Genomic DNA, 25,893 nt, shown 5'->3' with positions numbered 1-25,893 from the left:
GGGATAACCAGCATCGAGCTTATAATCTCGCTGTAAGCTGGTTATTTTTAGAAAGTACTTATATCAATTACTGCTCAGAATAATTGACGTGTAAGTCTCTAACATAATTGACTTCGTTTTTGCTACCGAGCACCACAGGAACACGCTGATGAATGTCAGTGGGCTCGATATCTAAGATGCGATTGACAGCGTCTGTCGCACCGCCACCCGCGCGTTCAATCAATAAGCTCATTGGATTGGCTTCATACATCAAGCGTAGTTTACCTGCTTTATGCGCGTATTTGGTATCAAACGGATAAGTGAAGAGACCACCGCGGCATAAGATACGATGGACGTCACCAACCATAGCGGCGACCCAACGCGTATTGAAATCGCGTTCACGTACGCCTGTCTCGCCAGCGATTAACTCATCGATGTACTGTTGCATCGGTGCGCGCCAGTAGCGATAATTTGAGCTATTGATCGCATATTCACTCGTATCGGCATCGATTTGCACGTTGTCTTCTATTAGCACATAGTCTTCAGTTTCTGGATCTAGGCTAAACATCACGACCTTATCTGCGATGGTCAACGCCAGTACCGTAGAGGTGCCATATAACAAGTACCCTGCTGCTAGCTGTTTGTTACCTGCCTGTAGATAGTCGCTGTTTTCACTGGTTTGACCTTGACGCTCGTACGGCAGAACAGAAAAAATCGTACCTACCGCCATATTGATATCAATATTTGATGAGCCATCTAGTGGGTCAAACAAAACCAATAGACTGCCATCGTCATTAGCAGGGGTGGCATCATCAAGCTCTTCTGATGCAACGCCGGCACAATGGGTATTCTTTGCCAATGCATCTAGCAGTAAGTCATTGGCCAGTACATCTAGTTTTTTCTGATCTTCGCCTTGGACGTTTTGATTGCCAGCCTCGCCTAAAATATCTGCCAGAGCACCTTTTCTAAGTAGTTGTGAGATGGTTTTACCAACATTAGTGACCGTGGTAATTACGTCGTTGAGTGCAGGACTAGAGGCATGTTGGTTTAGATAATCTGCTAAGGTCGTCATAACGCTTCCTAATAGAGGGTATGGAAAGTAAAAAATGGATGGTCTTAGAGTCAGGTCATAGACGGCATTTGGCACACCTTAAAGGGGTGAATTTTTAAATAGCTTATACGGTATCTTTGTCCTGACCACAAAATCGGCTACACTATATCTATTGTTATTCATTTATAGATTTGTCAGAATTATTCTCTATGAGAATATAGCATGTCTATTTACGCTTTCTGATTGTCTGCTGAGGCGGTTTTTGGTCGAGTTTGACTACGGTAAATTGTAGCAAATAAGCGTCAAAATGTCCTCGTCTCTGTGCCTATCGGTGCTAAATGATTGAACAAAGATGAATAAGCGATTACGACAGACTCATATAAACCCACAATAAAGACTCGCCATTATGTCAAATTCTCTCGATAGTAGCGCTACCCAACCAGTCTCACCGACTGATTATGCAAAATTTGATCCCAATACAATTCATCAAAGACTCAATACCTCATTGAGTCGTCCGCAGCCTCAACACCGATGGCAGTATCAGGCATTTCTTGGGTGTTGAAGGTCTTAATAAAGCACAGCTCAAAGCTATTATCGCAAAAGCAGAGACTTTCTTTGATGAAAACGGGCAGCTCATCAATCGTCCTGAGTTAGATGGCTATACGGTCATGAATTTGTTCTTTGAACCATCGACTCGTACCCGGACGACTTTTGAAGTAGCAGAAAAACGCTTGGGTGCTAATGTACTCAATATCGATATCGAACGCTCTAGTACCAAAAAAGGCGAGAGTCTACGCGATACCTTGTGGAATCTACAGGCGATGACCGCAGATATTTTTGTAGTTCGACATTCAGCATCAGGTGCCGCGCATTTTATGGCGACAGAAGTGACCCCTGATATTGCTATCATCAATGGTGGTGATGGCTGGCATGCGCATCCTACTCAGGGAATGCTCGACATGTTGACCATTCACCGTGAGGCACCGCGCCCATTTGAAGAGCTTTCTATCGCAATCGTTGGTGATATTAAGCACTCACGCGTCGCCCGTTCTGATATTAGCGCCTTGCAAACCCTAGGTGTGACAGATATCCGTGTGTGCGCCGCGTACTTTATTGCCGAAAGGTATTGAGCGTTTTGGCGTAAAAGTATATGAAAATATGGATGAGTGTGTCACTGATTGTGATGTGATTATGGGATTAAGAATACAAAATGAGCGTATCGGTTCGCCGCTATTGGCATCGTCAAGTGAATACTATAAGCATTATGGGATCACGCCAGAGCGAGTGGCATTGGCCAAGCCTGATGCGCTAGTTATGCATCCAGGGCCAATGAACCGCGGTGTTGAGATTGCCTCTAGTGTGGCTGATGGCGCGCAATCGGTGATCTTAAAGCAGGTAAATAACGGTATTGCCATACGAATGGCGGTCTTGTCGCTTGCGATGGAAGGTCAACGTGCTCATCAAGCGGCTGGCAAGTAACAGCTTGCCGCGCGACTTATTCTCATTTATTTCATTTTATTGATACGGTAATAACGTTATGTCTACCATGCTTAATACGGATGCACCCATCTTTGACCATTTACCAAAAGCGTTCAAAGACACGCTGTCACAAACTGCCAAAGAAAAATTGTCTACGCTTGATGCTGAACATGAGATGTGGCTATTACCACCATTGGTCGATCTGTGCGCACGCCTACGTGAGCCGGGCCAACAGCAACACGGTACACTGGAATCAGAAGGTAGGGCAGCTCGTGGTAACGGGTTTTTGCATGTAGTCACGCCACCTGACACCAATCCTATTTTAGAAAATGGCTCCCTCTTAAAGGGCTTGCGTGAGCGCGCCTTGAATGATGGCGGTATTTACTTGCATATTTTGGGCGCATTGACCACAGGGTTAGAGGGCGAACGACCGTCTAATATTGCAGGGCTTAAAAAGGGCGGCTGTATCGCAGTATCCAATGCGCGTAGACCTTTTCGCAATGACTTAGTATTGCTAAGAACACTAGAGTACGCGGCGACTTTTGGTATGAAAGTATTCTTTTATCCTGATGAGCCAAGTCTGTCTGGAGATGGCGTGGCGCATGAGGGTTATATCGCCTCTTATCATGGTCTGCAGGGCATCCCTTGGATTGCGGAAACGGTTGCACTGTCTACGCAGCTGTTAATGGTTGAAGAGACGGGGACAGCCGCTCACTTTAGCCAGCTGTCTTGCAAGTCTTCGATTGAGCTCATGCGCTGGGCAAAAGATAAAGGCTTGCCTGTTACGTGTGATGTTGCGATGCATCAGCTGTATTTAACTGATGACAATCTTGAAGGCTTTAATGCTCAGGCATATGTCTTGCCACCGCTACGTAGTAATACCGACCAGCAGGCAATCCGCCGTGGCTTAAAAGATGGCACTATCGATGCCATCTGTAGTCATCACGAGCCACTGAACAGTACGGCGAAAAAAGCGCCATTTGCTGAGAGTACGCCAGGTATCTCGAATTTTGATACTTTTATGGCGCTGGCCTGTCAGCTGGTCAATGATGAGGTACTAACACTCTCAGAGCTGGTTGATAAAATCTGTCTTAATCCGGCAAAGATTGCGGGTATTCATGAGCAGTATGAAGCGATCGGCGGCGCGGTATTGGTTGACCCGAATCTTGAGTGGCAAGTGACTGCGCAATCTATGCTATCGAATGGTAAAAACACACCATTTTTTAATCAGCAGTTGCAAGGACGTGTTGTGGAGACGTTCTTTGGCTAATTTGCCCCGACAGGATGATAGTCTACCGCTATCCTCGAAGGGATAAAGGGGGTGAAATGATTGACCCTCTAGAAAAAACGCACAGCACAGCCAGTGAGTCTATCAAAGCAGTGGCCATCTATGAAGTCGTCAAAGGTGTGGGGGCATTATTAGGTGCAGGTGCATTGTGGTCGTGGCATACCGATCTTGAGCATTGGCTGACGACCGCGACTGGCTCTTGGCGCCATACCTTTGGCCACCTACTTGCACCGCAAATCGACAGTGTAGTAAGTATTGCCCAACAGGCCAGCAAAAACTGGCCAGTGTTTTTATTGTTGATATTTGCTTATGCCAGTTTGCGCTTCCTAGAAGCCTATGGATTATGGCGCGATAAGACATGGGCGTATTGGTTTGGTGTGCTGGGCTATGGTGTCTTTATTCCTATAGAGGTTTATTATCTGATAACCAGTCCATTTGATTGGTTTAAACTGGGAATATTGGTTTCTAATCTGCTTATTATTATCGTGGTTTATCGTAATATGAAAAGAAAGGGTTTGATATAACCATTGAAACTGCTCAAAAAGCCAGCCAAAGCCATCCTAAGACATCATGTCTCAGGCTGGCTTTTTTATACGTGCTGTATTTGTGGTTTATGCCTCTGTTATTTCTTTATCCTTACGAATGCTCTTGGCGACTCTGCCAACACTGAGGCCCTGTACCAAGATAGAAAATATCACTACCGCATAAGTGAGTGCCAATAAAATATCGCGCTCGGTACCGATGGGTAGCTGTAATACTAAAGCGACTGAGATACCGCCGCGCAATCCACCCCATGTTAGTACTTTCCATGCACCAGTGGGCAAATCAAGCTGGCGATGAAAGGTCTTGGTCGTCATCCCAACCACGATAAAACGAGCTACTAGAGCAATAACAATAGTTAGACCACCTGCAATAAATAAATTGCCCGAATAAGCAATCATCACTACTTCTAGACCGATAAGGACGAATAAAATAGCATTTAAGATTTCATCAACCAGCTCCCAAAACAGATCAATGTAATGACGCGTCTGATCACTCATCGCAAGCGCCCGCCCGCGGTTACCCACCATCAGTCCCATCATGACCATAGCGAGCGGCCCTGACAAATGCCAATGACTAGCAAGCGCATAGCCGCCGATGACGCCTGCTAATGTCAAAAGTACTTCTTCTTGATAACTATCGATGCTCTTTAGCAAATAGTACAAAATCGCACCCAATACCAAACCAAACATCACACCGCCACCCGCCCTCGACAGCCAAGGTATGCGCCACATAGTTAATGGTTGGAATATCGCCACTAGATAAAATCCCCAGTAATAGAACAAAAATCACAACGCCGATACCGTCGTTAAACAATGACTCACCAGCGATGACAGTCTCAATGCTTTTTGGCGCGCCTGCTGATGCAAGAATCCCCATGACGGCAATGGGATCAGTAGGGGAGATGAGTGCTCCAAAAAGTAGGCACCAAAGAAACGGTAGTCCAAAACCGAATATAGGCAGCATAAAATAAACAGCGGTGGCAATGAGCATGGCTGATACGATAGTACCGAGTCCAGCTAGGATACCGATAGGCAGTTTATAGCGCCTCAAATCACCAATATTGACATGCAAGGCACCTGCAAATAGCAACATCGAGAGCATACCGTCCAATAGCACCTCGGTAAAATCAAGCTGCTCTAATAGACTGACTTCATAATCAATGAGCTGATCAAACCCCAAAAATCCCAAAAAAATCGCACCGATAGATAGGACAATCGAGATGACCATGACGCCAATGGTCGTGGGCAGACCGATAAAGCGATGATTGACATAGGTCAGTGAGGCCGTAATCGATAAAAATATGGCGCTGATTTCAAGTATGGTTAGGCTGGTTGCAGATGCCATAAAGCAGATCTCGTATGAATATAAAATTAACCCTAAGCCTATGACTTATGAGAGTTACGTAAAGATTTTGAGCTATAAATATTGAAATGATAGGGACTGTGTATTACCAATATGCTATGCGATCCAATTGTCATATTACTAACTCGACTGTGACTGTAGTGCTTCACGGATATTGGCAGCAAATTCGCTGACATAATTAAAATGTTGATGCTGTGCGTCTTCATCAAGAATAAACTGCTTGGCTTGCTCACACATAGCGACAAGGTCATCTATCAGTTCTTGGTAGCTTAGGTTTTCTTCTCCTGCGCGCTCAATTAGCTGTAGCTCATGCAGCAAGGTCTGCTGCTGTGCTTGATTGATACATGCATAGTTGAGATTGACCATCGCTTGACACAGCGCCTTTAGGACCATGGCATCAGCTGCGGCATAGCGCCGAATCTCCAAGTGAGGTATTGATGAATTCTGATATTTTGGGCGTATAAGTCACCACGGCCAAGATAGCCACGCGCTGCTGCGCCACCACTTGTTTTGGTGTGGCAGTATACGGCGGTTTGTCACGGTGCTCGGCAGGTATATAAAAATGATAGGGGCTAGGCGGCTGACGACGCATCATAATGCTCAGGCAACTGGTGAGCGATTGTACGCAGTTGACGGCTGTTTTTGGGTCATTGATACCAGGTGAGAGGGCGCGCACCGCAATCTCGGTCATCTGCCCCAGACTATAGGCGATATCATTGGAGTGTGCCAGTCGCTGCTCGATACGAATACAACCGGCAAAGCGCTGCCAAAACATACCATCAGGGGTACGTGGCAACACGGCCAGCTGCGGCGTTGCGGTTTTTTGCCGATTATTAGGATGGTCTGTCGGACGTTGATAAAAATGCCCAATGACGTTGTTGTCAGTGACATAATCACCGAGGTTACTCTGTAGATGCACCACGCCGCCATACTCTTGAGTCAGTGTGATTAATGACTCCAAATAAATGTGCTGCAGGTAGCCGGATTGCGGCGGATAAATCGGCGTTGCCTGCCACTGGCGAAACTGCTCGACATCGTGCTGCTCGACATCGCGCTGATGCTGAATATCACAATAATCCCCATACCAGTAGTGAATATTATTAATGGCATCGTTACTGGCGTTTTGAATGACGTGCGAGGCCTGAATAGCGTGGACCATATGCTGGACAAAATAGACCAATAACAGCGCACAGATGATCGCCATGATAATCCCAAAGGTCACCGCCAGTTGCGGTACGCCAAAGGCCACATCATACTTATGAATCGACTTGAGTACCAACAAGCTATAGCTAAAGGTACCAATAAACGCCCCTAAGACAAACTGGTTTGGTGTGTCTGTCAAAAAGTTGCGTAATAGCCGTGGGCCAAACTGGGAGGAGGCCATCGAAAGGACGGCGATGGTAATTGAGAACGTCGTACCAGCAACGCCCAATACAGCGCCAGCAATAGCGGTCATGATAGCGCGCGCCGCATCGTCATCACCCGTAAAAGCAAAGGTAATCTCTCGAACGGTCTCGCGGTCAAAGTGCTGATCTATCGTCACCAATACTGGCGCCAGTAAGATGCCGGCGATGACGCAAGCAGTCGGAATAAACCAGTAAGAGCCGATCAACTCCTGCCACAAGTTTCTTAAACGATCGGGCAGGTCAGCCAATGTCTGTAACGACCAAAGCTGCGAAAACGCCTTCATCCCTCTGCCCTGAAAATAAGAGTAGTCGTTTAAAAAAGCCATTTTCAGGGTGTTTGTCCAATGTTCGCGCTCCAAAAATGACTGACGAGATCGTCTATAGTGAATCTATTTTAAAACAGGTACCGTCCTACAGGGATTCATTGTCCTTGCGTGCTGCGTCTACGCACTATAGCCGGTTCAAAAATAAAATGGTGATAAATTTAAGCGTAACGCTGGAGTAATCTTTGACTATTTATTACCTTATCATATAAATAATAACGATGAAAATTTAGTAAAAATAAGCCCCTATCATAGGAGCTTATTTTTATCATTATTAGGTATTTTCAATTAGCTGATGAGACTATAAAACCAAGTGCTTATCGCGTTGCTTACTTTTGCTAGTGTAGAGGGTTGCTGATGATTACTATTGGTGCTTGCCAACTGCATTTGCATGATGTCTGTCGTCACTGCTTGTTTTTGCATACTCTCTATTATCAGCGGTAGATTTTTGCCAGCGCCAGATAATATCAAACTAGAGTTTTGCGTAAGCATCGTCCATCTTTGGTTGCCGCCACCTGTACAGCTATAGCGAATGAGTCGAGCGCGATTATTACTTATATAGCCACTTTCTAAGTCAAAGCATTGATTGCCTTGCTTGATGGCGTTGGCGGATACATCCATTTGCCAAACTTGCAAGCTTGCTTGATCATCACAAGGGGCTAGGTTAATGACATTGCCACCTTTCGGCATTAGGCACTGATCTAGTGACATTTTATTGTGGATACGACCTTTGCTGTCTTGAATCCATTGCTCAGAGTCATCTCCTGTGCAAGCACTTGGTCCGCTGATAAAAGTATTGAGCTTACCATCTTCTAATGTTTCAACCTTAAGACAGTTGTTACCATTCATGAGTGGGCTGACATTTGCTAGAGGCTGATCATCTTGCAGTTCTAATTCGTTGACAAACTTATGAAAGGCAGTGATGACCTCCGGCCCGCCCCTCGATTAAATCATCACGATACACATTGACCCAACGATTTAGGCGATGCATGGTCTGTTGTTGCTGCTCATAACGCTCGAGTACCTGAAAGGCAAGCGGGCTGAATGCTTGACTGAGCGCATCACGATCATCTTTATAAGAGTGGTATATCAGCTCACCCTCGGCGTCCAAATTGATAGTCGGGTTGGCCGATTGATCGATAAGTTGCTGCGCTAATAGTGGTAATTCGATTTTTCTTAAGGCGCTAAAGCCATGCTCTTTACCAAAGGTAACGGCTGGCTTAATGATATCGCTATAGGGGCCAATAGCGGTTGATGATAATAATACCTGTGCTTCGTTGGCTTTTTTTACAATACAAATCGACTTTGTTAGGGTTTTCAGAAATCGCTAAATTGACGTGAAATTTATTGGCATTGCTATTGCCATTCATGCGATGAGGGGCAAGGGCAATGTTATTGACCATGTTGTTACTGTAAGTAACGGTCAGCCAGCAGCTAGCGACGTCAGCTGAACTACTCGCCGCCGGTAAGTCAAAGACGTTACCCCAGTTACCACGAGCTGCTGGATAGATAATACCCTTTTGGGTGACAGGGTCATAACCGCTTAAAATAGTATAAACAGGCACGCCTTGCAAACGCGGTCTTAAATAGTTGCCATCGGCGCTGTTGTACCAAACATTATTAGATCGTGGTACTTTTGGTTGTGCGATCTGCATTCTTTGACGCTCAGCATCCCATTTTTTATAGCCAGTCGGTGAGTCACTGGCAAACATATAACGATCAAATGCTGGCTGGATTTTTGGTTTTTGTACTATAGCCGGTGTAATGAGTATAGCGCGAGATGTCACTGTTATTAGAGCCACCAGACATAGCGTCACGACCATAGCCGTATTGACCTAAGAAAGTAGGTGAGTCTTCAGTGCCGGCACCGACATCTTTTCGCCACCATTCAAAGTTACCCCGCATTCTATGTCTAAGGGGCATGTAACCCCAACCACTATCGGCATGGTGCTCTGACCAGAATTTTTTATCACCAACTTTACCTGGATAATGCCCCAATCCATAATGATGGCCAATTTCATGACTAAACTCATTACCGACCGAGTCAATCAAAGTCAGCATACCATTGCCACCGCTTAAGCCGTGGTTGAATGTACCGTTGGCGTATTTGCCACGGGCATGGTGTGCATTGACATTTTGGGTGAGCTGCGGCTGCTCTTGGCTTAACATCGATGCGCTAGTGACGCCCCAGTTGGCAAGGTTAATACCGACGCCAAAGGTTGATTTGCCTGTGTTTTCGCGCATATCACCCCTGTATACGCTGCCATCTGAGCTGCTACCTGAAGCCGTATCATAAATAGTACCGTTCGCTACCATCACCCGATCAAGCACGACGTCATCGTATTTAGCGACGGTCATCTTTGCTGCTGGAATGGTTTGGAAATAATCTGCGCCCGCCTTTTCTGGCTGTAGCAGCATATAATGACCATTGTTGTTTACAGTCACTGGGCTCAAAAGACCAAGACGAATATTGGTTAAGACCAGCTCACCTGGCGCCGCAAAGTCTATTTTATTCTCTAGTAATTCACCGCTACGATTTTGTTCATCGACAATACGAATCTTAAGGCCGCTTTGTACTTCATCCCAGTTGAGTTTGGTTGACCAAGCGCGCTTACTATAGGCGACCCGTGGTCTATCATCGCTGTTGTTTTGGTCAGATGGTGGGATTTGGGTCGGGTCGTCTAAAGTGACCCTGCGTAATAGTAGACCATCTTGATAAATCTCAGCAACCAGCTGATTGACTGCTCCCATCTCAAGCGTAGGCGTAACCAGTAATAACGCCTCTTTTTCTGCAGTTAGGCGTGGCATGTTTTTTGCTTCGTTGCCCTGAGGATCTACCGTATGATTCTGCCCAAATTGAATCATGGCTTGAAAAGAGCCAGTCAAGTCAGAACGGATCTCTCGTGTTTCACCTGCACCGTCATAGTCAAAGAAGCCTAATTGATAATAATCAGCACGGTCTTTTGTGGTTCTCGATATTTGGTCGGCGTGCTTGGTTCCAGCGGTGTCAGTGGCTCACTTGTATCAGGTGGAACCACTACAGGCGGCTTATCAGATGGTGCAGGCTGTGTATTATCATCACTACCTTCACCGCATGCAGATAGCATTATAGAGATGATGCCGATACTTATGGTTTTTAATGGAAATACTGTGCTATGTGTCAAAAGAATACCCCAACAAATGTGCTGCTGGGAATATAACAGCTATATTAATAAACTGTACTACATTTGTTTTCTTGTTTCCAATTAGCTTTCTTTTATCTACTTTAGCAAACTAATTTTTATTGCTAGAGCCGTGTTTAGGGTTGTCCGCTTCGGTGATGATTGTGCTTTTGTGTCCCCATCTGCTGGTTTGTGGAGACGGCGGCGTTTTTGGGTCTATAGGAATGATGATTTCATTATCATGTGCATCACACTCAACCTTACTGTCCTTTTCATAAGCGGCTGGATCAAAGTGCGGTGTCGCTGTTGTATCAGTTGACTGTCGAGCTAAGCTGTTAGGAGCGGCTTGCGATGTTTTTCTAAATTCAGGTTTTTTAAATAAAGGGTGTTGGGTGTTTTTATTCGTGCCTTTATCATCAGGGGTTTTTGCGCGGTTCGGCGTTGGTAAAGATAACGTTCAACGGCAAGTCTAGCTGCTGCTTAGCATAGGCTTCTGTGTGCTCAAAACGATCTACCAGTAAGCTGAGCCAAGGTTTTTGGTCTTCTAGCCTCATCTCATCAAGCTCATCCTTAATAGGCAATGGATAAGGCAAGGTGCGATAAAAATCCCATAATGTCATCTTGCTCAAGTCTTTTTTGAGTACATAGTCCTCATCTTCGGTCATGGTGATGAGGTTGCTGTCTTGGAGGTAGTTGATATAGGTGTACCATTTGGGTAGCTCTTTGCGTCCCAGCACATTACGCAGCGCTTGTTCGCTGACGGACTCACCTTTTAAATGATGGGTATATACCAAGTTTAGCATGTCCAGCAAGCTAAGTAGGGGATGGCGAGGATAGACCTCTTCTGTTTCCAAAAATGGTTAAGGTATAGCTGATCTCAACGCCTAACAAAAATCAAATTCCAAGACAGGTATATCCATAACAAAAAGATAGGCAAGGCGGCAAAGGCTCCGTAAATGGCCTCGTAGCTGGTAAAGTTTGCCATCACTGTGCCAAACAGATGCTTCATCAGCTCAAAGACTATTGCGACAAACACACCCGCGATCGCTGCATTTTTTAGCGGTACACGCGCCTTAGGAATGAACCAATACATGCCAATAAAACCTGCGACAGTGATACCAATCGATACGGCCTGTACCCAAAACCCCCAATCAATACCGTAGCCTGCTATTTGGCGATTTAAAAAACTCAAGCTTTGTACCGTGCTTGAAGCGATAAACGCCGTACCCAGCACCATAGGCCCTAAGGTCACAATTGTCCAATAGCGCAGCAGACTCTTTATACCACCTGAGCGGCTCTCCACCCGCCAGATTTGATTAAAGGCACGCTCAATGGTGGTCAAGGTCATGATGGTGGTAAAAATAGCACCATGGCGCCGATGATGGTAAGGTTCGATGATTTTTCGGCGAAGTCATTGATATACTCACTGACTTGCATGCTCGATTGCGGCAATAGGTTGCTATAAATGACCTCATATATCTGTGCTCTTACAGAGGCGAGTGCTGGTACCGAAGATAAAATCATCAATAATACTGTTAGCACAGGCACAATCGACAGCATAGTCGTGTAGGTTAGCGATGCTGCTTTTTGCTGACAGTTGTCTTCAAAAAAATGTCGAACCAAAAATCGCAAGAATTGAAACCAGCGTTGTTGTAGAAATGGCAGTTTTGTGAGAATTTTTCCATGTCGACCAGTTAGCAAAAGTAAGAGTGATAATAGTGTAACAAACATGCGCTGCTCACATCTGCGGTTTAATTGTGTCAAAATGCACAGCGGCTATTTGATAAGGCATCAAGTAGGCGTGGCTGGCGTAAGTGGTCGTAAAATAGTCGTCAGCTGGTTTGCATGTCGGTGAATGACTGGGGCATAATGAGCACATCATCGCATCGCCTATCGCGGGCGGTATCGTTATTGATCGATAAATAATGATATATAAATAATACTATCAATGATTTTATGAGGAAGGACGGTTAATGAGTCAGGCCAACCCTTACGTTTTGGTGCTTTATTATTCAAATTATGGCACGACAAAGACATTGGCATATGCTATCGCTCAAGGGATCGAAGATGCTGGCATGACCGCACGTATTCGTACTGTCCCGACGGTGGCACCTGAAACCACATTGAGCAAGCCTGCAATACCTGATGAAGGTGACTTGTATTGTACGATGGATGATCTAAAAGACTGTAGCGGTCTGGCATTGGGTAGCCCGACGCACTTTGGCAATATGGCCGCGCCCATGAAGTATTTTTGGGACAATACGGTCACGCTCTGGCTGGCGGGAAACCTACAAAATAAGCCAGCCTCGGTATTTACAGCGACAGGCTCTATGCATGGTGGCCAAGAGTCCACATTGCTGACGATGATGTTACCATTGATGCATCACGGGATGGTCATCGTTGGGGTACCGTATGCTGAGCCTGCATTAAATCGGACGCATCGCGGCGGGACGCCTTATGGTGCCAGTCATGTCAGTGGTGCGGCGCATGATCAGCCAGTATCGGCAGACGAGCGTGACCTAGGTATTGCACAAGGTCGCCGCTTGGCAATCACCGCTACTGCTTTAGCACAAGCAAACTGGGGTCGCTAATCGAGTCTCATGTAACCGGTGTTATAGCTCAAGCTTGATACTTAAACACTCTTTGCACTCAAATACTGATTATTAATCGCTAATAGCGATATATCTATGCTATTCATTTAGGAAGTAAAAATCTCTAATGGCTACAAACCACTCTAACAGTAAGTCTCCTAAAGTTACCAAGCCTATCGCACCTATTGCGCAGCGCTTGATGGTCACTTGGCTGATTTGGCTGGTTTATAGATTAATGGGACTGCCTATTTTTATCAGTATTTTTAATCCAAGCAGCCCTGATATTGTGGGCGGTATCGCCTGGCAAGCACTATGGCTTTTGCCAGCTTTTATACTGACGCCATGGATCGTGCGCGGGCGCTCGCCTTATGCGTTATTGGTCGGTAGTATGTTTACTCTAGTATATTTGGGCGCAAGTGGCGTGGTGCTGTTTACGCGCGCGTATGGCAGTAGTTGGGCTGAGATAGCAGTGTACTTGACCGACTTTGTACTGTTACTTGCTATTAATGTCTGGCTCTTTATTTTGCTAAAACGCTTGCCGTCGATGAATAATGTTGTTAAAAAACCGCGTTCTCATTAGTAGGCTGTAATAATAGTCATTAATCTTAAGATATAAAAAAGCGGCGTTCCAAATAGGACGCCGCTTTTTTGTTGCAGTATTACTTTTCAACGCTTCTGTTTACATACTTGGATTAGTTAACCTTGGTCAATTCCAAATCCATCTTCTTACCATCATTGATCTGACTGACTTTTATGGGCAAATAATCCAAGCTCGGCGCTAACCAAAAACTGGTTGAGCGGTCATTGTCGTCATGAATACGGTCAATACGGACAGTATCAAAGGTACCGGCTGGCACCGTGATTTTGGTATTGCCCGATTTTTTAAATGGTGTTTTTTCTACCTTGTCTTTTTTGGCCATGTAGTAGTTACCAGAGAACTTACCGTTTAGTAAATCTTGACGAATTTGCACTTCAAGACTTAAGTCATCAAAGGCTTGCTGCGCCATATCCATGGTCATAGTTTTGCCTTTATAGGTACTGGTGACTTTTTTGCTGCTTGGGTTAAAGCTTAGCTTGTGCGTACGGCCAAGACCCAGCAGTTTATAAGTAGTGCTGGCCTGCGTCGGAATGACGTTATTGCCTTTGATGGTAAAGGTACTGCTTTGCGACGCATTGGCAACACCTGCCACCCGTGCTTTGACATTATACTTCCAAGTATTGCCCGATTTGCCTAGCGTACGGGTGGCGGTGCCTTTGTATTTGTCTTCTACCGTAAAGCTATAATTGGCACTAGAGGGTCGGACGGTTTTGGCGCTAGCGAGGGTGGGTGCGGTCATACTCAAGGCTCCAATGGTAGAAATACTGATACCTGTGATTAAGGCAGATAAAAACTTAGATGGACTGCGTTTCGTATTATTAGAAGCGTTGGGCAGTGATTTATTATGCATTGATAAAAAACTCATAGATACCTCTTAGTAGTTAATAAGATGCTGATATAGCAGCATCTATCGTCATTCTTATTATGTTCACAACGCTTATAATGGTCATACTCTGTTACATTTTCAAGAGTAACAATCGACCGGCACGTGTGACGATTGTAGCGAATGTTGCTATGACATCTGATACGACCATCGAGGGTAACGTGCTGTAAAGCCAGCAATAGAGGGTAAATAAAACGTATGGCCTCTATTAAGCCTCATCTCTATCAAATTCCGTCAGAATAATCTTGTAAATTTTTGGGCTTTACACTTGAAGCCAACCTATCTTGCCCCCACTTTTTGTTACAAGCTCAAAGCGTATCTTTAGATTGCTATGATTGAATGGCGACTCTTATAGATACTGGTATTGAGACTATTAATTCAAATAAACCCTTTATTCAAACAACCAATTTTTGGAGTCATATCGATGAATATTCGTCCTTTACATGACCGTATCGTCGTCCGCCGCATAGAAGAAGAGACAAAAACTGCTGGTGGTATTTTATTGCCGGGTTCTGCTCAAGAGAAACCTTCACAAGGTGAAGTCATTGCAGTTGGTAATGGCCAAGTTCGTGACAATGGCGAAACTCGTGCGTTAGATGTAAAAGCTGGCGACAAAGTTTTGTTCGGTCAATATGCTGGTCAAACCGTGAAGGTTGACGGTGAAGAACTATTGATTATGAAAGAGTCTGATGTACTAGGTGTGCTAGAAGGCTAGTCCTCTCGAGTATCGTTTTATACTCAGCACATCTTGACCACAGGTTCTGATAACCGCTTTTGATAAGCAACTATCAAATCATTCAATTGTATTCTCATACTTATAATAGTGGAGTAATTTAACATGGCAAAGACGTAAAATTCGGCATAGATGCCCGTAAACAAATGATGGACGGTGTCAACGTTCTAGCAAACGCAGTACGTGTCACCCTAGGCCCTAAAGGTCGTAACGTCGTTATCGATAAATCTTTTGGCGCGCCAACCATCACCAAAGATGGTGTATCAGTTGCCAAAGAAATCGAGCTTGAAAACAAATTTGAAAACATGGGTGCTCAGCTCGTTCGTGAAGTTGCTAGCCGCACTAATGATGTCGCTGGTGATGGTACGACCACTGCGACCGTATTGGCTCAGTCAATCTTGCAAGAAGGCATGAAATCAGTCGCTGCTGGCATGAACCCAATGGATCTTAAGCGCGGTATCGACAAAGCCGTTCGCGCAGCAGTTCAAGAAATCCATAACCTATCAACGCCCGCTGATGATGAAAAAGCCATCGCGCAAGTAGGGTCTATCTCTGCCAACTCAGATACCAAAATCGGTGAATTGATCTCGCAAGCGATGCAAAAAGTGGGTAAACAAGGCGTTATCACCGTTGAAGAAGGGTCAAGCTTTGAAGATACCTTAGAAGTGGTCGAAGGTATGCAGTTTGACCGTGGTTATATCAGCCCATACTTTGCCAACAAGCAAGACAGCCTGACTGCTGAATTTGAAAACCCATATATCCTATTGGTTGACAAAAAAATCAGCAATATCCGTGAGATCGTGCCATTACTTGAGCAAGTCATGCAGCAAAGCAAGCCATTGCTAATCATCGCTGAAGACGTAGAAAACGAAGCATTGGCAACCTTAGTTGTAAACAACATGCGTGGCGGCCTAAAAACTTGTGCCGTTAAAGCACCAGGTTTTGGCGATCGTCGTAAAGCCATGCTAGAAGACATCGCAACGCTAACGGGCGGCACGGTAATCTCTGAAGAGATTGGACTAAGCCTAGAGACGGCGACCCTTGAGCAATTGGGTACTGCGAAAAAAGTCACTGTTGGTAAAGAAAACACCGTGATCGTTGATGGCGCTGGTAACAAAGCTGACATCGAAAACCGTGTTGAGTCTATCAACCGTCAGATCGCAGAGTCTACTTCTGATTACGATAAAGAAAAGCTACAAGAGCGTGTTGCAAAACTGGCAGGCGGCGTAGCAGTAATCAAAGTTGGCGCAGCGACTGAAACTGAAATGAAAGAGAAGAAAGACCGTGTTGACGATGCGCTACATGCCACTCGTGCCGCGGTTGAAGAAGGCGTTGTACCTGGCGGCGGCGTTGCATTAGTTCGTGCGATGAATGCATTGTCTGAGCTAAAAGGCGACAACGACGACCAAGACGCTGGTATCAACATCCTACGCCGCGCGATGGAAGCACCATTACGTCAAATCGTTACCAACGCTGGCGAAGAAGCATCAGTGGTGGTTAACGCAGTGAAAAACGGCACGGGCAACTACGGCTACAATGCTGCCTCTGGTGAGTACGGTGATATGCTTGAGATGGGTATCCTTGATCCAGCAAAAGTATCACGTTCAGCGCTAGAGAATGCAGCGTCAGTAGCAGGTCTCATGCTAACGACTGAAGCCATGATCACTGACATACCAGAAAAAGAAGACGCAATGGCAGGTATGGGCGCTGCTGGTGGAATGGGCGGTATGGGTGGTATGGGCGGCATGATGTATTTTACTGTCGCTGCAAAGCGGTTTGTCTTTGTCAGACACGCTCAATGTACAATAAGTACTATTTCGCTTGTCTTCCTCGATAAACCGCTTTTCGCTGAAAGTATGAATAATATCACGTACCTGTAAAATCTAGTCCAATAAAACCCCCGATAGACTGAGCTTATCGGGGGTTTTTTATGTAAGATAAGTATGTTTTGGCTAAAAGATTACGCATCTGCCTCATCACGACGAAATGTCCACGTTTTGTCGTCAGACAGCTCATCGACATAGTAATAACCCGCCAAATCAAACTGCTTTAGCTGCTCAGCACTGGTCAGCTTATTGTCTGCTGCGTACTTGACCATCAGTCCGCGTGCTTTTTTGGCATAAAAGCTAATGACTTTATATTGACCATTTTTTTCGTCTTCGAACCGTGGCGTGATGATATCCGCCTTCAGTGCTTTCTTTTTCACCGCTTTAAAATACTCGTTCGACGCCAGATTGATCAAGACCTTGTCCTCACTATCTGCCATACGAGCATTGATAACGTCAGTTATTTCTTCTCCCAAAACTCATAAAGATTATCACCGCGCGCGTTTTTTAGCTTTGTACCCATCTCTAAACGATAAGGCTGAATCAAATCGAGCGGTTTTAATACCCCATAAAGACCTGACAAAATACCCAGATGTTCATTGACATAGACAGCGGTTTCTTTATCCATGTGATACATATCAAGACCGGTATAAACATCACCGTCGAACAAGTAGCCCGCCGGCTTTGCTGCATTACCAGACTCATCATCAGTAAACGGCTTATCTTCGCTCCAATGCCATTGTTGATTGCGCGTGGCATTGAGTTGCGCAAGATCATCAGAGATGCTCATCAGCTCTTGCAGATCAACGGGCTCTTTGGACTTCAATACTTTCATGAGTGACTGTGAGTGCGCGATCAGTTCAGGCTGACTATAGTAGTTGCCCAAGTTCACTGGTATAGCGTCTGTTTCATTCAAAGATTTGGCAGGAGAGAGTAAAAAATACATGGTGAGTCCTTATTATCGTGAATCAATGACCGACCTGTTCAGGTGTCAAGCATTCTTATTATACGACAGCTGAGGGTTTAACTTGACTTGACCTTGAGTGTTTTATGTTTTTTTTAAGGGGATATGGCAATGCGTAAATGTCCATACAGTTAGCTTCTATCGAAGCGAGACCTTGTTATATAAGGGGTAGAGGTTTTTTGAAAAAATAAAAAACTTTAATATAACAACAAAAGTTATGCAGATGGTATCAATACCTAACTTTTTATCTTACTTGTTGGTCATCATTAGACAATGAAAGTTGGCAGATTATATCTCTATAATAAAAAGGCATGATGGTAAACAATACATCATTTATTAAATTGATAGTCTTTATTTATGATATTGGATAAATCATGGTTAAGGATTTTTGTCCCCTATGCTTTTGAAAATGCGTTGAGGGTATTAAGGGTAAGTCATTCTATATAAGTAAGGAGACGATATGAAAATCGGTGTAATCAGTGCAGATATCGCGAGTGAAAGCCGTGTCGCACTAACCCCAGACGCAGTCAAAAAATTGCGCAAGCTTGGGTTTGAAGTCGTCATTCAGTCAGGTGCAGGTCAAGCAGCGTATTATGCTGATGCGTTGTATCAGGCGGCAGGAGCCGACATTGCCAGCAGCAGCGCCGAGGTGATTGCCCAGTCTCAAATTATTACCACCATTCACGACTTGCCCGCCGAAGTGGCAGAGCATTTGAGTGCAGGCCAAATCGTCGTCGGTATGCTAGACCCGTATCGCAACACTCAGCTTGACACTTATGCGGCCAAAGGTGCGACGGCTTTTGCAATGGAGTTATTACCGCGCACATTATCACGTGCGCAAAACATGGACGTATTGTCATCGCAGGCTAACCTTGCTGGTTATAAAGCGGTATTGCTCGCGGCTAACGAATACTCTCGTCCTTTTCCTATGTTTATGACATCTGCGGGTACAGTCAAGCCAGCCAAAGTGGTTATTTTGGGCGTAGGCGTGGCAGGTCTGCAAGCGATTGCAACGGCAAAGCGTCTAGGCGCGGTTGTAGAAGCGAGTGATTTGCGTCCTGCGGCAAAAGAGCAGGTCGAATCACTTGGTGGTAAATGGCTGGATGTGCCGATGAGTGATGACGAAGCACAAAAAGCCAAAGCAACGGGCGGCTATGCGTGGACGCCATCAGAACAATATATCAAAGACCAAGCTGCTGTGGTTGACAAGGCACTCAGCAATGCTGACATTGTCATTACCACAGCACAGATTCCTGGTCGTAATGCCCCGCGTCTCGTGCACGCGGCAACCCCTGCCAAAATGAAAGCAGGTTCTGTCCTGATCGATATGGCTGCTGGTACCGGTGGTAACGTCGAAGGCAGTGCGCCAAATGAGACCATCACCACAGAAAACGGCGTACGTATCGTTGGTGCCGCCAATATCCCATCTATGCTAGCCGCACAGTCGTCAGATCTATACGCCAATAACTTGGTTAACTTTATCACGACTTTGATTGCACCTGCTGGCGACGATGCAGCAGCAAACGACCTTTCGCTTAACTTAGATATGGAAGATGAGATTCAGGGTGCACTGGCAGTGACCCACGACAACCAAGTGCGCTTGGCCAAACGCTAGCCCTTGCTGGTCGCCATACATTTGCCAGACACGAATAAATTTTTAGGAGGATGAGATGATCGCCATCATTTTAGCGGCAGCGCCTGCCGGTGCAGCCATGAGTAGCACACCATTTGTCGCGATTTTTACCGTATTTGTACTCGCTATCTTTGTCGGATACTACGTCGTCTGGGGCGTGACCCCAGCGCTACATACGCCATTGATGGCGGTGACCAACGCCTTATCAAGTATCGTGATCGTCGGTGCGATGCTACAGACTGTCCATATCGACGGCTCGATGTTTACACCGACCAGTTTGCTTGGTGCTTTTGCGGTATTTTTGGCCAGTATCAATATCTTTGGTGGTTTTGCGGTGACTGAACGTATGCTCGCGATGTTCAAACCCAAAGTAAAAAAAAGCCCCAGCAGCAAGCACTGATAATGGAGGCAACGCATGAATGATTTATCAGCGATGATTGCGGCGAATGCGGATTGGTTCTATCTGGTTGGTGCGATCCTTTTGTTTTAACGTTACGCGGATTGTCGAGTCCAAAGACAGCGATTCGTGGCAACCGCTTTGGTATGGTAGCGATGGCGATTGCCGTCGTGACGACGTTCTTTTAGCAGAAGGTCCTGTCCTTTGGCTCATTATTGGCGCGATGATTTTAGGTGCGCTGGTTGGTATGTGGAAGGCAAAAACCGTTGCCATGACGCAGATGCCAGAAACCGTAGCGTTGATGCATTCATTTGTCGGTTTGGCAGCGGTTGCGATTGCCCTTGCGACGGTATTACACACTGAGCAAGAACATGGCGCGGTTGCCCGTGTTGAGCTATTTATCGGTTGCTTTATCGGTGCGATTACTTTTTCTGCCTCTGTCTTTGCTTTTGGTAAGCTTGCGGCAAAAAGCTGGGCAAAAACAGTCACTGGCGGCTGGGTAAAACCTGTTCAAGCCTTGCTATTTATAGCGATGATTGGGTTTGGCGGCGTGTATTTTGTCACGGATTCCCTTGCCTGCGTTTTATGCGATGACAGTGATTGCAGTGATTTTTGGCTGGATGTGGATTGCGCCTATCGGCGGCGGTGATATGCCAGTGGTCGTGTCGCTACTGAACTCATTTTCAGGTTGGGCGGCAGCAGGTATTGGCTTTACCCTTGGCAACTCGATGCTCATTATCGCAGGTTCGCTTGTTGGCTCCTCAGGTGCGATTTTATCTTATATCATGTGTAAAGCCATGAACCGCTCTCTACTAAACGTTTTGTTTGGCGGTATGGGCACGTCAGCGGCCGCTGCAGGCGGTGATGATGGCGCACCAAAAACATACAAATCAGGCTCAGCAGAAGACGCAGGGTTCCTTATGTCCAATGCCAGCAACGTGGTCATCGTACCAGGTTACGGTATGGCACAAGGCCGCGCGCAAAACGCGGTAAAAGAATTGTACGAGCTATTAAAAGACGAAGGTGTCAACGTTCGCTTTGCCATTCATCCTGTTGCTGGTCGTATGCCAGGGCACATGAACGTACTATTGGCAGAAGCCGACGTGCCTTATGATGATATTCTAGAGATGGATGAGATTAATTCCGACTTTGCCAGTACCGATGTGGTCTTGGTCATCGGTGCCAACGACGTCGTCAATCCGTCAGCAAAAGACGATCCGACATCTCCTATCTTTGGTATGCCCATTTTAGAAGCCAACAAAGCGCAAACGGTGATGGTCATCAAGCGTTCGATGAGCACCGGCTATGCAGGTCTTGATAACAGCCTCTTCTATATGGACAAAACCATGATGATCTTTGGTGATGCCAAGAAAATGGTCGAAGAGATGGTGCGTAGTATCAATGGTGGTGGTCACTAACATTTAAAATAGGATGTTAATAAAGGACTCTCGCCCGTAAGATTTTGAACAAGGAAAGTCACTGAGGTGGCTTTTTTTGCGTTAAAGTGATCAACGTTTCGGAAACAACGATAAAAAAATATCGTTGAGCCGTTCAACCTTCAGTCATAAACACAACAAAGTAAGAGTACTATTTATGAATATGTTACTGCGCTTTTTTATTATGGTCAGTTTGCTTAAGCAGCAGCTCAAGCATGAGCCCATGAGTGAGACGATTAGTCTTGAGACCTTGATCGCACCGACTGTCCGTAACTATCGGGTATTACCGCATGACATGGGGTTTCGCGATCATCTGCCCAATTATCGTTACTTGTCATTTATTGAGCTAAACGTGACACGCTGGGTGATGGCACGCTGTCATGAAAAAGGCATCAAGCCTCTGAACTGGGTCATTGCCATGCAAGAGATGGTTTATCTCAAACAAATCAAGTTTTTGGATAAAATGACGCTTAGCAGTGCGGTTGCAGGCTGGGATCACAAATATGTGTATTTTGAGCATCGATTTTTGTCAAAAATCAGCTCATGGGCGTTGGTATGACCAAGTTTGTATTTACCGATGATACCGGTATGCGTACGCCAGAGGTGTTGGATATGACAGGGGGAGCGGTTGACGGAAGTGATTAACACATGGAATAACCACCAAGTTGCTGTGAAATCTACCAAGTCAGCCTAAACCACATTGGAAACCCAGTATTAAAAAATAGCGCCCTATAATAACTTGGCTATAATCATTTGCTAAATTTTGGTAGGATAGAGTCCATCAAATCGCCAATACTAAGGCGAGACTACTATTTCTAAAACGACTAAAAAAAGGTACCGTTATGACCCCACAAAAATTAAAATGGACAGACAGCTTAGATATCGCCATTGAGCTTTATGAAAAATTTCCAGAGACTGATCCGCAGTACATACGCTTTACCGATTTGCATCGCTGGGTGACGGAGCTTGAAGGCTTTGATGATGATCCGCAGCGCTCAAACGAAGGTATCTTAGAAGCCATTCAAATGAATTGGATCGATGAAGCCGACTAATCGACTCTATAACGTTGAGCAGTGTTATCAATAAAAATTCAATAAATCAAAAAGGCCGCATCATGACATCACAAACTAAAGAGCTGCCAGAAGCGATAGCGTGTCGCGGTATCAGTGTTCGCACCACCAATCACGCTGAGATTAGCCACGACACTGCCAAGCTTGGTAGATTGTGGCAGAAGTTTTACCAGAATTACGCAGGACAGTTGCCTGAAGGCGAAGATATTTACGGTATTTATCATAACTATGAGAGTGATGATTTAGCAGGCGCGTTTGATGTTGTCGCTAGCTGGAAAACAGCCAGTGAGAAGGATGAGCAATCAGGCAGTAAAATTGCGGCTAATATGAGCGATGTGGTCAGCGTCATAATCCCCGAAGGTAAGTATTTAGTATTCACCGAAGAGGGCAGAATGCCTAACACGGTCATGAATGCATGGGAGAAGGCTTGGGAGTACTTCCATGATCGTGATTGCGAGCATACTCGCACTTATAATGTCGATTTTGAGCATTATATTGGGGGTAATTTAGAATATGGGCAATTGGATCTTTATATTGGTATTGAGTGAGGCTATCATATCAACACTATAAGAAGTCTACTTTACTATAATAGACCTCTTGGATAAGTCATCGCTAGCCCTTGTAACTCCGTCAGTAAAAGTCAATGAACTGGTACTTTTGCAAGAGGTCTAATAATCTGCGCCGCGGCATCAATTGAGCTATCAGATGAGTGATTTTTAAGATGCTTAGGCGTGTAGCTTATGCGCGTATTGTTTAATAGGTAGCTACTCTACGATAGAAGCATTTATTCAGGTAAGTTGGATCAATGAGGCCGACGAAGCATTATTTATGCTTATTGATACAGTCATAAAAAATCCCCAGCTATATTTTTATTATAGCTGGGGATTTTTCCATTAGAGTAATGTATCAAGGTTATCTATTCAATGCTAGTTAAAAAGCTTTAGTCACGCCAATGGTAAAGGTACGTGGTAGGTTTGGTCTAGCACCGTATGGCGTACGGCTCACAATAACTTGTTTGTCAGCGATGTTTTCAACCTTACCAAAGACCTTAGCATCATAACCGATAGGGTAGTGGGTAATAGCATCAAAAGTGAATAACGAGTCAGTCTCGCTACGCGGCTCATTAGTACGATTGCAGCCCACTGATTCACAAATGCCGCCAGCATATTTGGCAGTCAAGTAAGTATCCCAACCTGAATCCATCTCGATTCCGGCGCGTACACTGGCTTGATTTTTGGGCACTAGCGTTAAGCGATCGCCATCTAAAGTGTCTTTGTAGTCCTCGGCAAGCTCAGCTTGGGTGTAAGTATAAGTGGCATGCAGCGGAATACTGAATCCATCTCCATCAAAGCGAGTGCCAGCCATTAACTCAAGCCCTGCGATCACCGCAGAACCACTCTCTTTTTCGGTACCTGACGTTATGGCATCTGAGCCACTGCCGCAAGGCACGTTTTCTGTGCAGTTTCTGATTACAGAATCAAAGTCACTATAAAACCCAACGGCCTCAATATAATTGTTACCATCAATATAGCGCGTACCGATTTCATAGTTGATACTTTCTTCAGGATCCGTGTTGTCATCTTCGGACACTCCAGCACCTAATGGGCTGAAGCCTTTGTGGACCCCACCTATAAGCTGTACTTCATCATTGAGTTGATAGCTTGCGGATAAACCTGGCAAAAATATAGACTGAGTATTGCTCACGCGTGCTTGATTATCAGTATCAACACCGCGTGTCTCTTCAGTATCAATATACTCGTAACGCATGGCTAGGTTTAGAAGTAAGGGGTCAGTCACTTGCCACTTATCAGTTAGCCAAAGACTAGTTGCGTTGGCTCTTTCTTCGCGGTTATTACTGCCATTAGGGACTTTGGTGCTTTGATAAATTAAATTACCGTCTACCTGATTAAAAATATCGCTTGGCTGATAGCGCTCAACTTTGTCACGGTGATAGCGAGCACCTACATCAATATTGTGATCGCCATAGGCACTTAAAATGTCAGTATTGAAGTTCGTCTGAACACCGGTACTATAATAAGTGCGATCATTGGCTTTTAATTCGATACCTGCTAAATCCTCGGTACCATCTAGCTGCCCTTGGGTGATATTGCCTTCATAAAAATCATTGATTTTGTTATCATTGAGCTTATACCAGTTACGATGGGTTTTATTGTAATAAGCGGTAGTACGTAGCTCGCTATTATTATCCGTGATCCAGTTGTGCGTCAAGTTAAGTCCGGTATGTTCGTCTTGTATGTTATCAAGCGCAGACATCGGGTAGCGTCTGTTAGGATTTTTATTGAAGTCAGCATCTGTTAAACCTAAGTAAGTCTCATCACTAGATCTATCAGAATACTGTGCTTTGGCAAACAAACTATGCGCAGGATTGATCTGATAACGACCCTTTAGGACATAATCTTGATTGTCATAGTCGCCAATGTCTTTACCATCAATTTCTTTAAAGCCTTTGCCTCGTTGTTGCACAGTTTCAATTGAGCCTGCAAAGTCGCCTTCGCGTCCACCAGCATAAGCATGAACATCCACACCGCCACGGTCGTTGATTGAGGTCATCGCTTGACCGCCATTAGTGGCAGGAATAGGGGTTGATAAATAGTTAATAACGCCACCAGTCGTTTGCGGCCCATAACGTAGCAGCGGCGCGCCTTTTAGAATCTCAACACCTGACATACGCAGCGCTGTCGGATGATAGTAGGCGGCAGGGGCAGCATAAGGAGCGGGTGCGATAGGAATACCGTCCTCCATTAAATGCACTTTACTACTACGTCCACCGATACCAGCACGAATACTGATGTTAGGACGTAAGCCCAACCCATCTTCTTCAGAGACGTAAACCCCTGGCACGGTCTTTAAAACTTGGTTAATATCTGTAATGTACTCATTTTCTAACTGTTCGTTATCGACGTAATAACCAGAACCCGTCATCAAGGGCACATTGTCTTTACTACCGATAACAGTAATTTCGTCTAAGGTTACCGAGACTGCTGATTCTTCGAGATTACCTTGCTGGGTATCAACGCTTTGCGCATAAACTGCCTGCATGGACAAGGCTAAAGTGGACAATAAAAATATAGTAACAGACTTATAAGGATGAGACATCGCACGGGCTCCAAAACGAAAACATAAAAATTAATGCTGCATTTTTGTAAAAA

17 protein-coding genes and 6 pseudogenes are annotated in these 25,893 nt (G+C 45.2%); 13 read left to right on the top strand and 10 right to left on the bottom strand.

Annotation, left to right across the window (positions count from 1 at the left end):
* Positions 1–67 precede the first annotated feature (67 nt).
* Entirely contained in the window at positions 68–1,051 is a 984-nt protein-coding gene (locus PKHYL_RS12995; protein WP_240365359.1) for a class 1 fructose-bisphosphatase, read from the bottom strand.
* A gap of 385 nt (positions 1,052–1,436) precedes the next feature.
* On the opposite strand from PKHYL_RS12995, the pseudogene PKHYL_RS12990 reads away from it, so the two are divergent.
* The 3 genes and pseudogenes from PKHYL_RS12990 to PKHYL_RS12980 all read left to right on the top strand — a co-directional run bounded on the left by PKHYL_RS12990 (position 1,437) and on the right by PKHYL_RS12980 (position 4,321).
* A pseudogene (locus PKHYL_RS12990) lies at positions 1,437–2,509 on the top strand (aspartate carbamoyltransferase catalytic subunit).
* Positions 2,510–2,684: 175 nt separating this feature from the next.
* Positions 2,685–3,779 (top strand): dihydroorotase, encoded by a 1,095-nt coding sequence (locus tag PKHYL_RS12985; RefSeq protein WP_240366537.1) that lies wholly within the window; start codon positions 2,685–2,687, stop codon positions 3,777–3,779.
* Between the two features lie 56 nt (positions 3,780–3,835).
* A complete protein-coding gene (locus PKHYL_RS12980; RefSeq protein WP_227517148.1) occupies positions 3,836–4,321 on the top strand; it encodes a DUF2127 domain-containing protein in 486 nt (161 codons plus the stop codon).
* 87 nt (positions 4,322–4,408) lie between these two features.
* Here the strand turns inward: PKHYL_RS12980 and PKHYL_RS17745 are convergent, their stop codons facing one another.
* The 6 genes and pseudogenes from PKHYL_RS17745 to PKHYL_RS18990 form a co-directional block, all read right to left on the bottom strand.
* Entirely contained in the window at positions 4,409–5,029 is a 621-nt protein-coding gene (locus PKHYL_RS17745; RefSeq protein ID WP_269778178.1) for a cation:proton antiporter domain-containing protein, read from the bottom strand.
* The gene (locus PKHYL_RS17740) at positions 4,974–5,684 is read right to left on the bottom strand and encodes a cation:proton antiporter domain-containing protein (RefSeq protein ID WP_269778177.1); all 711 of its coding nucleotides are present in this window, start codon (positions 5,682–5,684) and stop codon (positions 4,974–4,976) included. Before PKHYL_RS17740 ends, PKHYL_RS17745 begins: the two co-directional genes overlap by 56 nt.
* A 138-nt stretch (positions 5,685–5,822) precedes the next feature.
* Positions 5,823–6,095: a hypothetical protein gene (locus PKHYL_RS12970; protein ID WP_240365358.1), complete on the bottom strand. Its 273-nt coding sequence runs from the start codon at positions 6,093–6,095 to the stop codon at positions 5,823–5,825.
* A gap of 4 nt (positions 6,096–6,099) precedes the next feature.
* Positions 6,100–7,392 (bottom strand): DUF2254 domain-containing protein, encoded by a 1,293-nt coding sequence (locus PKHYL_RS12965; protein ID WP_240365357.1) that lies wholly within the window; start codon positions 7,390–7,392, stop codon positions 6,100–6,102.
* 456 nt (positions 7,393–7,848) lie between these two features.
* Positions 7,849–10,538: pseudogene (locus PKHYL_RS12960) on the bottom strand (M66 family metalloprotease); the annotation flags it as partial.
* Between the two features lie 166 nt (positions 10,539–10,704).
* Positions 10,705–12,309, bottom strand: a pseudogene (locus tag PKHYL_RS18990) (YihY/virulence factor BrkB family protein).
* Between the two features lie 256 nt (positions 12,310–12,565).
* On the opposite strand from PKHYL_RS18990, the gene wrbA reads away from it, so the two are divergent.
* Positions 12,566–13,183 carry an NAD(P)H:quinone oxidoreductase gene (gene wrbA, locus PKHYL_RS12945; protein WP_075106955.1) on the top strand — a complete coding sequence of 206 codons (618 nt, stop codon included), beginning with the start codon at positions 12,566–12,568 and terminating at the stop codon, positions 13,181–13,183.
* 127 nt (positions 13,184–13,310) lie between these two features.
* Positions 13,311–13,763, top strand: coding sequence for a hypothetical protein (locus PKHYL_RS12940; RefSeq protein WP_223334802.1), 453 nt, complete (start codon positions 13,311–13,313; stop codon positions 13,761–13,763).
* Between the two features lie 112 nt (positions 13,764–13,875).
* Here PKHYL_RS12940 and PKHYL_RS12935 read toward each other — a convergent pair whose 3' ends face one another.
* Positions 13,876–14,631, bottom strand: coding sequence for a DUF3108 domain-containing protein (locus PKHYL_RS12935; protein WP_071003777.1), 756 nt, complete (start codon positions 14,629–14,631; stop codon positions 13,876–13,878).
* 457 nt (positions 14,632–15,088) lie between these two features.
* On the opposite strand from PKHYL_RS12935, the gene groES reads away from it, so the two are divergent.
* Positions 15,089–15,379, top strand: a complete 291-nt coding sequence (gene groES, locus PKHYL_RS12930) for a co-chaperone GroES (RefSeq protein WP_058024926.1) — start codon at positions 15,089–15,091, stop codon at positions 15,377–15,379.
* Between the two features lie 164 nt (positions 15,380–15,543).
* A pseudogene (groL, locus tag PKHYL_RS12925) lies at positions 15,544–17,148 on the top strand (chaperonin GroEL); the annotation flags it as partial.
* A 209-nt stretch (positions 17,149–17,357) separates the two neighbouring features.
* Here groL and yaaA read toward each other — a convergent pair.
* Positions 17,358–18,169: pseudogene (gene yaaA / locus PKHYL_RS12920) on the bottom strand (peroxide stress protein YaaA).
* 478 nt (positions 18,170–18,647) lie between these two features.
* Here yaaA and PKHYL_RS12915 point away from each other — a divergent pair.
* The 6 genes and pseudogenes from PKHYL_RS12915 to PKHYL_RS12890 all read left to right on the top strand — a co-directional run bounded on the left by PKHYL_RS12915 (position 18,648) and on the right by PKHYL_RS12890 (position 23,271).
* Complete coding sequence (locus tag PKHYL_RS12915; protein ID WP_240365355.1) at positions 18,648–19,802, top strand: NAD(P) transhydrogenase subunit alpha; 1,155 nt, start codon at positions 18,648–18,650, stop codon at positions 19,800–19,802.
* A gap of 55 nt (positions 19,803–19,857) precedes the next feature.
* Positions 19,858–20,220 (top strand): proton-translocating transhydrogenase family protein, encoded by a 363-nt coding sequence (locus PKHYL_RS12910; RefSeq protein WP_442966080.1) that lies wholly within the window; start codon positions 19,858–19,860, stop codon positions 20,218–20,220.
* 15 nt (positions 20,221–20,235) lie between these two features.
* Positions 20,236–21,635, top strand: a pseudogene (locus PKHYL_RS12905) (NAD(P)(+) transhydrogenase (Re/Si-specific) subunit beta).
* A gap of 175 nt (positions 21,636–21,810) precedes the next feature.
* Positions 21,811–22,212 (top strand): thioesterase family protein, encoded by a 402-nt coding sequence (locus tag PKHYL_RS12900; RefSeq protein ID WP_240365354.1) that lies wholly within the window; start codon positions 21,811–21,813, stop codon positions 22,210–22,212.
* Between the two features lie 283 nt (positions 22,213–22,495).
* The gene (gene iscX / locus PKHYL_RS12895) at positions 22,496–22,705 is read left to right on the top strand and encodes a Fe-S cluster assembly protein IscX (RefSeq protein ID WP_011279849.1); all 210 of its coding nucleotides are present in this window, start codon (positions 22,496–22,498) and stop codon (positions 22,703–22,705) included.
* Between the two features lie 62 nt (positions 22,706–22,767).
* Positions 22,768–23,271 (top strand): GyrI-like domain-containing protein, encoded by a 504-nt coding sequence (locus PKHYL_RS12890; RefSeq protein ID WP_186475001.1) that lies wholly within the window; start codon positions 22,768–22,770, stop codon positions 23,269–23,271.
* 382 nt (positions 23,272–23,653) lie between these two features.
* Here PKHYL_RS12890 and PKHYL_RS12885 read toward each other — a convergent pair whose 3' ends face one another.
* Positions 23,654–25,840 (bottom strand): TonB-dependent receptor family protein, encoded by a 2,187-nt coding sequence (locus tag PKHYL_RS12885; protein WP_071003240.1) that lies wholly within the window; start codon positions 25,838–25,840, stop codon positions 23,654–23,656.
* Positions 25,841–25,893: the final 53 nt, after the last annotated feature.

Source organism: Psychrobacter sp. KH172YL61, assembly GCF_007182895.1.
Classification (GTDB): domain Bacteria; phylum Pseudomonadota; class Gammaproteobacteria; order Pseudomonadales; family Moraxellaceae; genus Psychrobacter; species Psychrobacter pacificensis.
The sequence above is the reverse complement of the archived record's forward strand: the minus strand, read 5'-3'. Positions and strand labels throughout refer to the sequence as shown.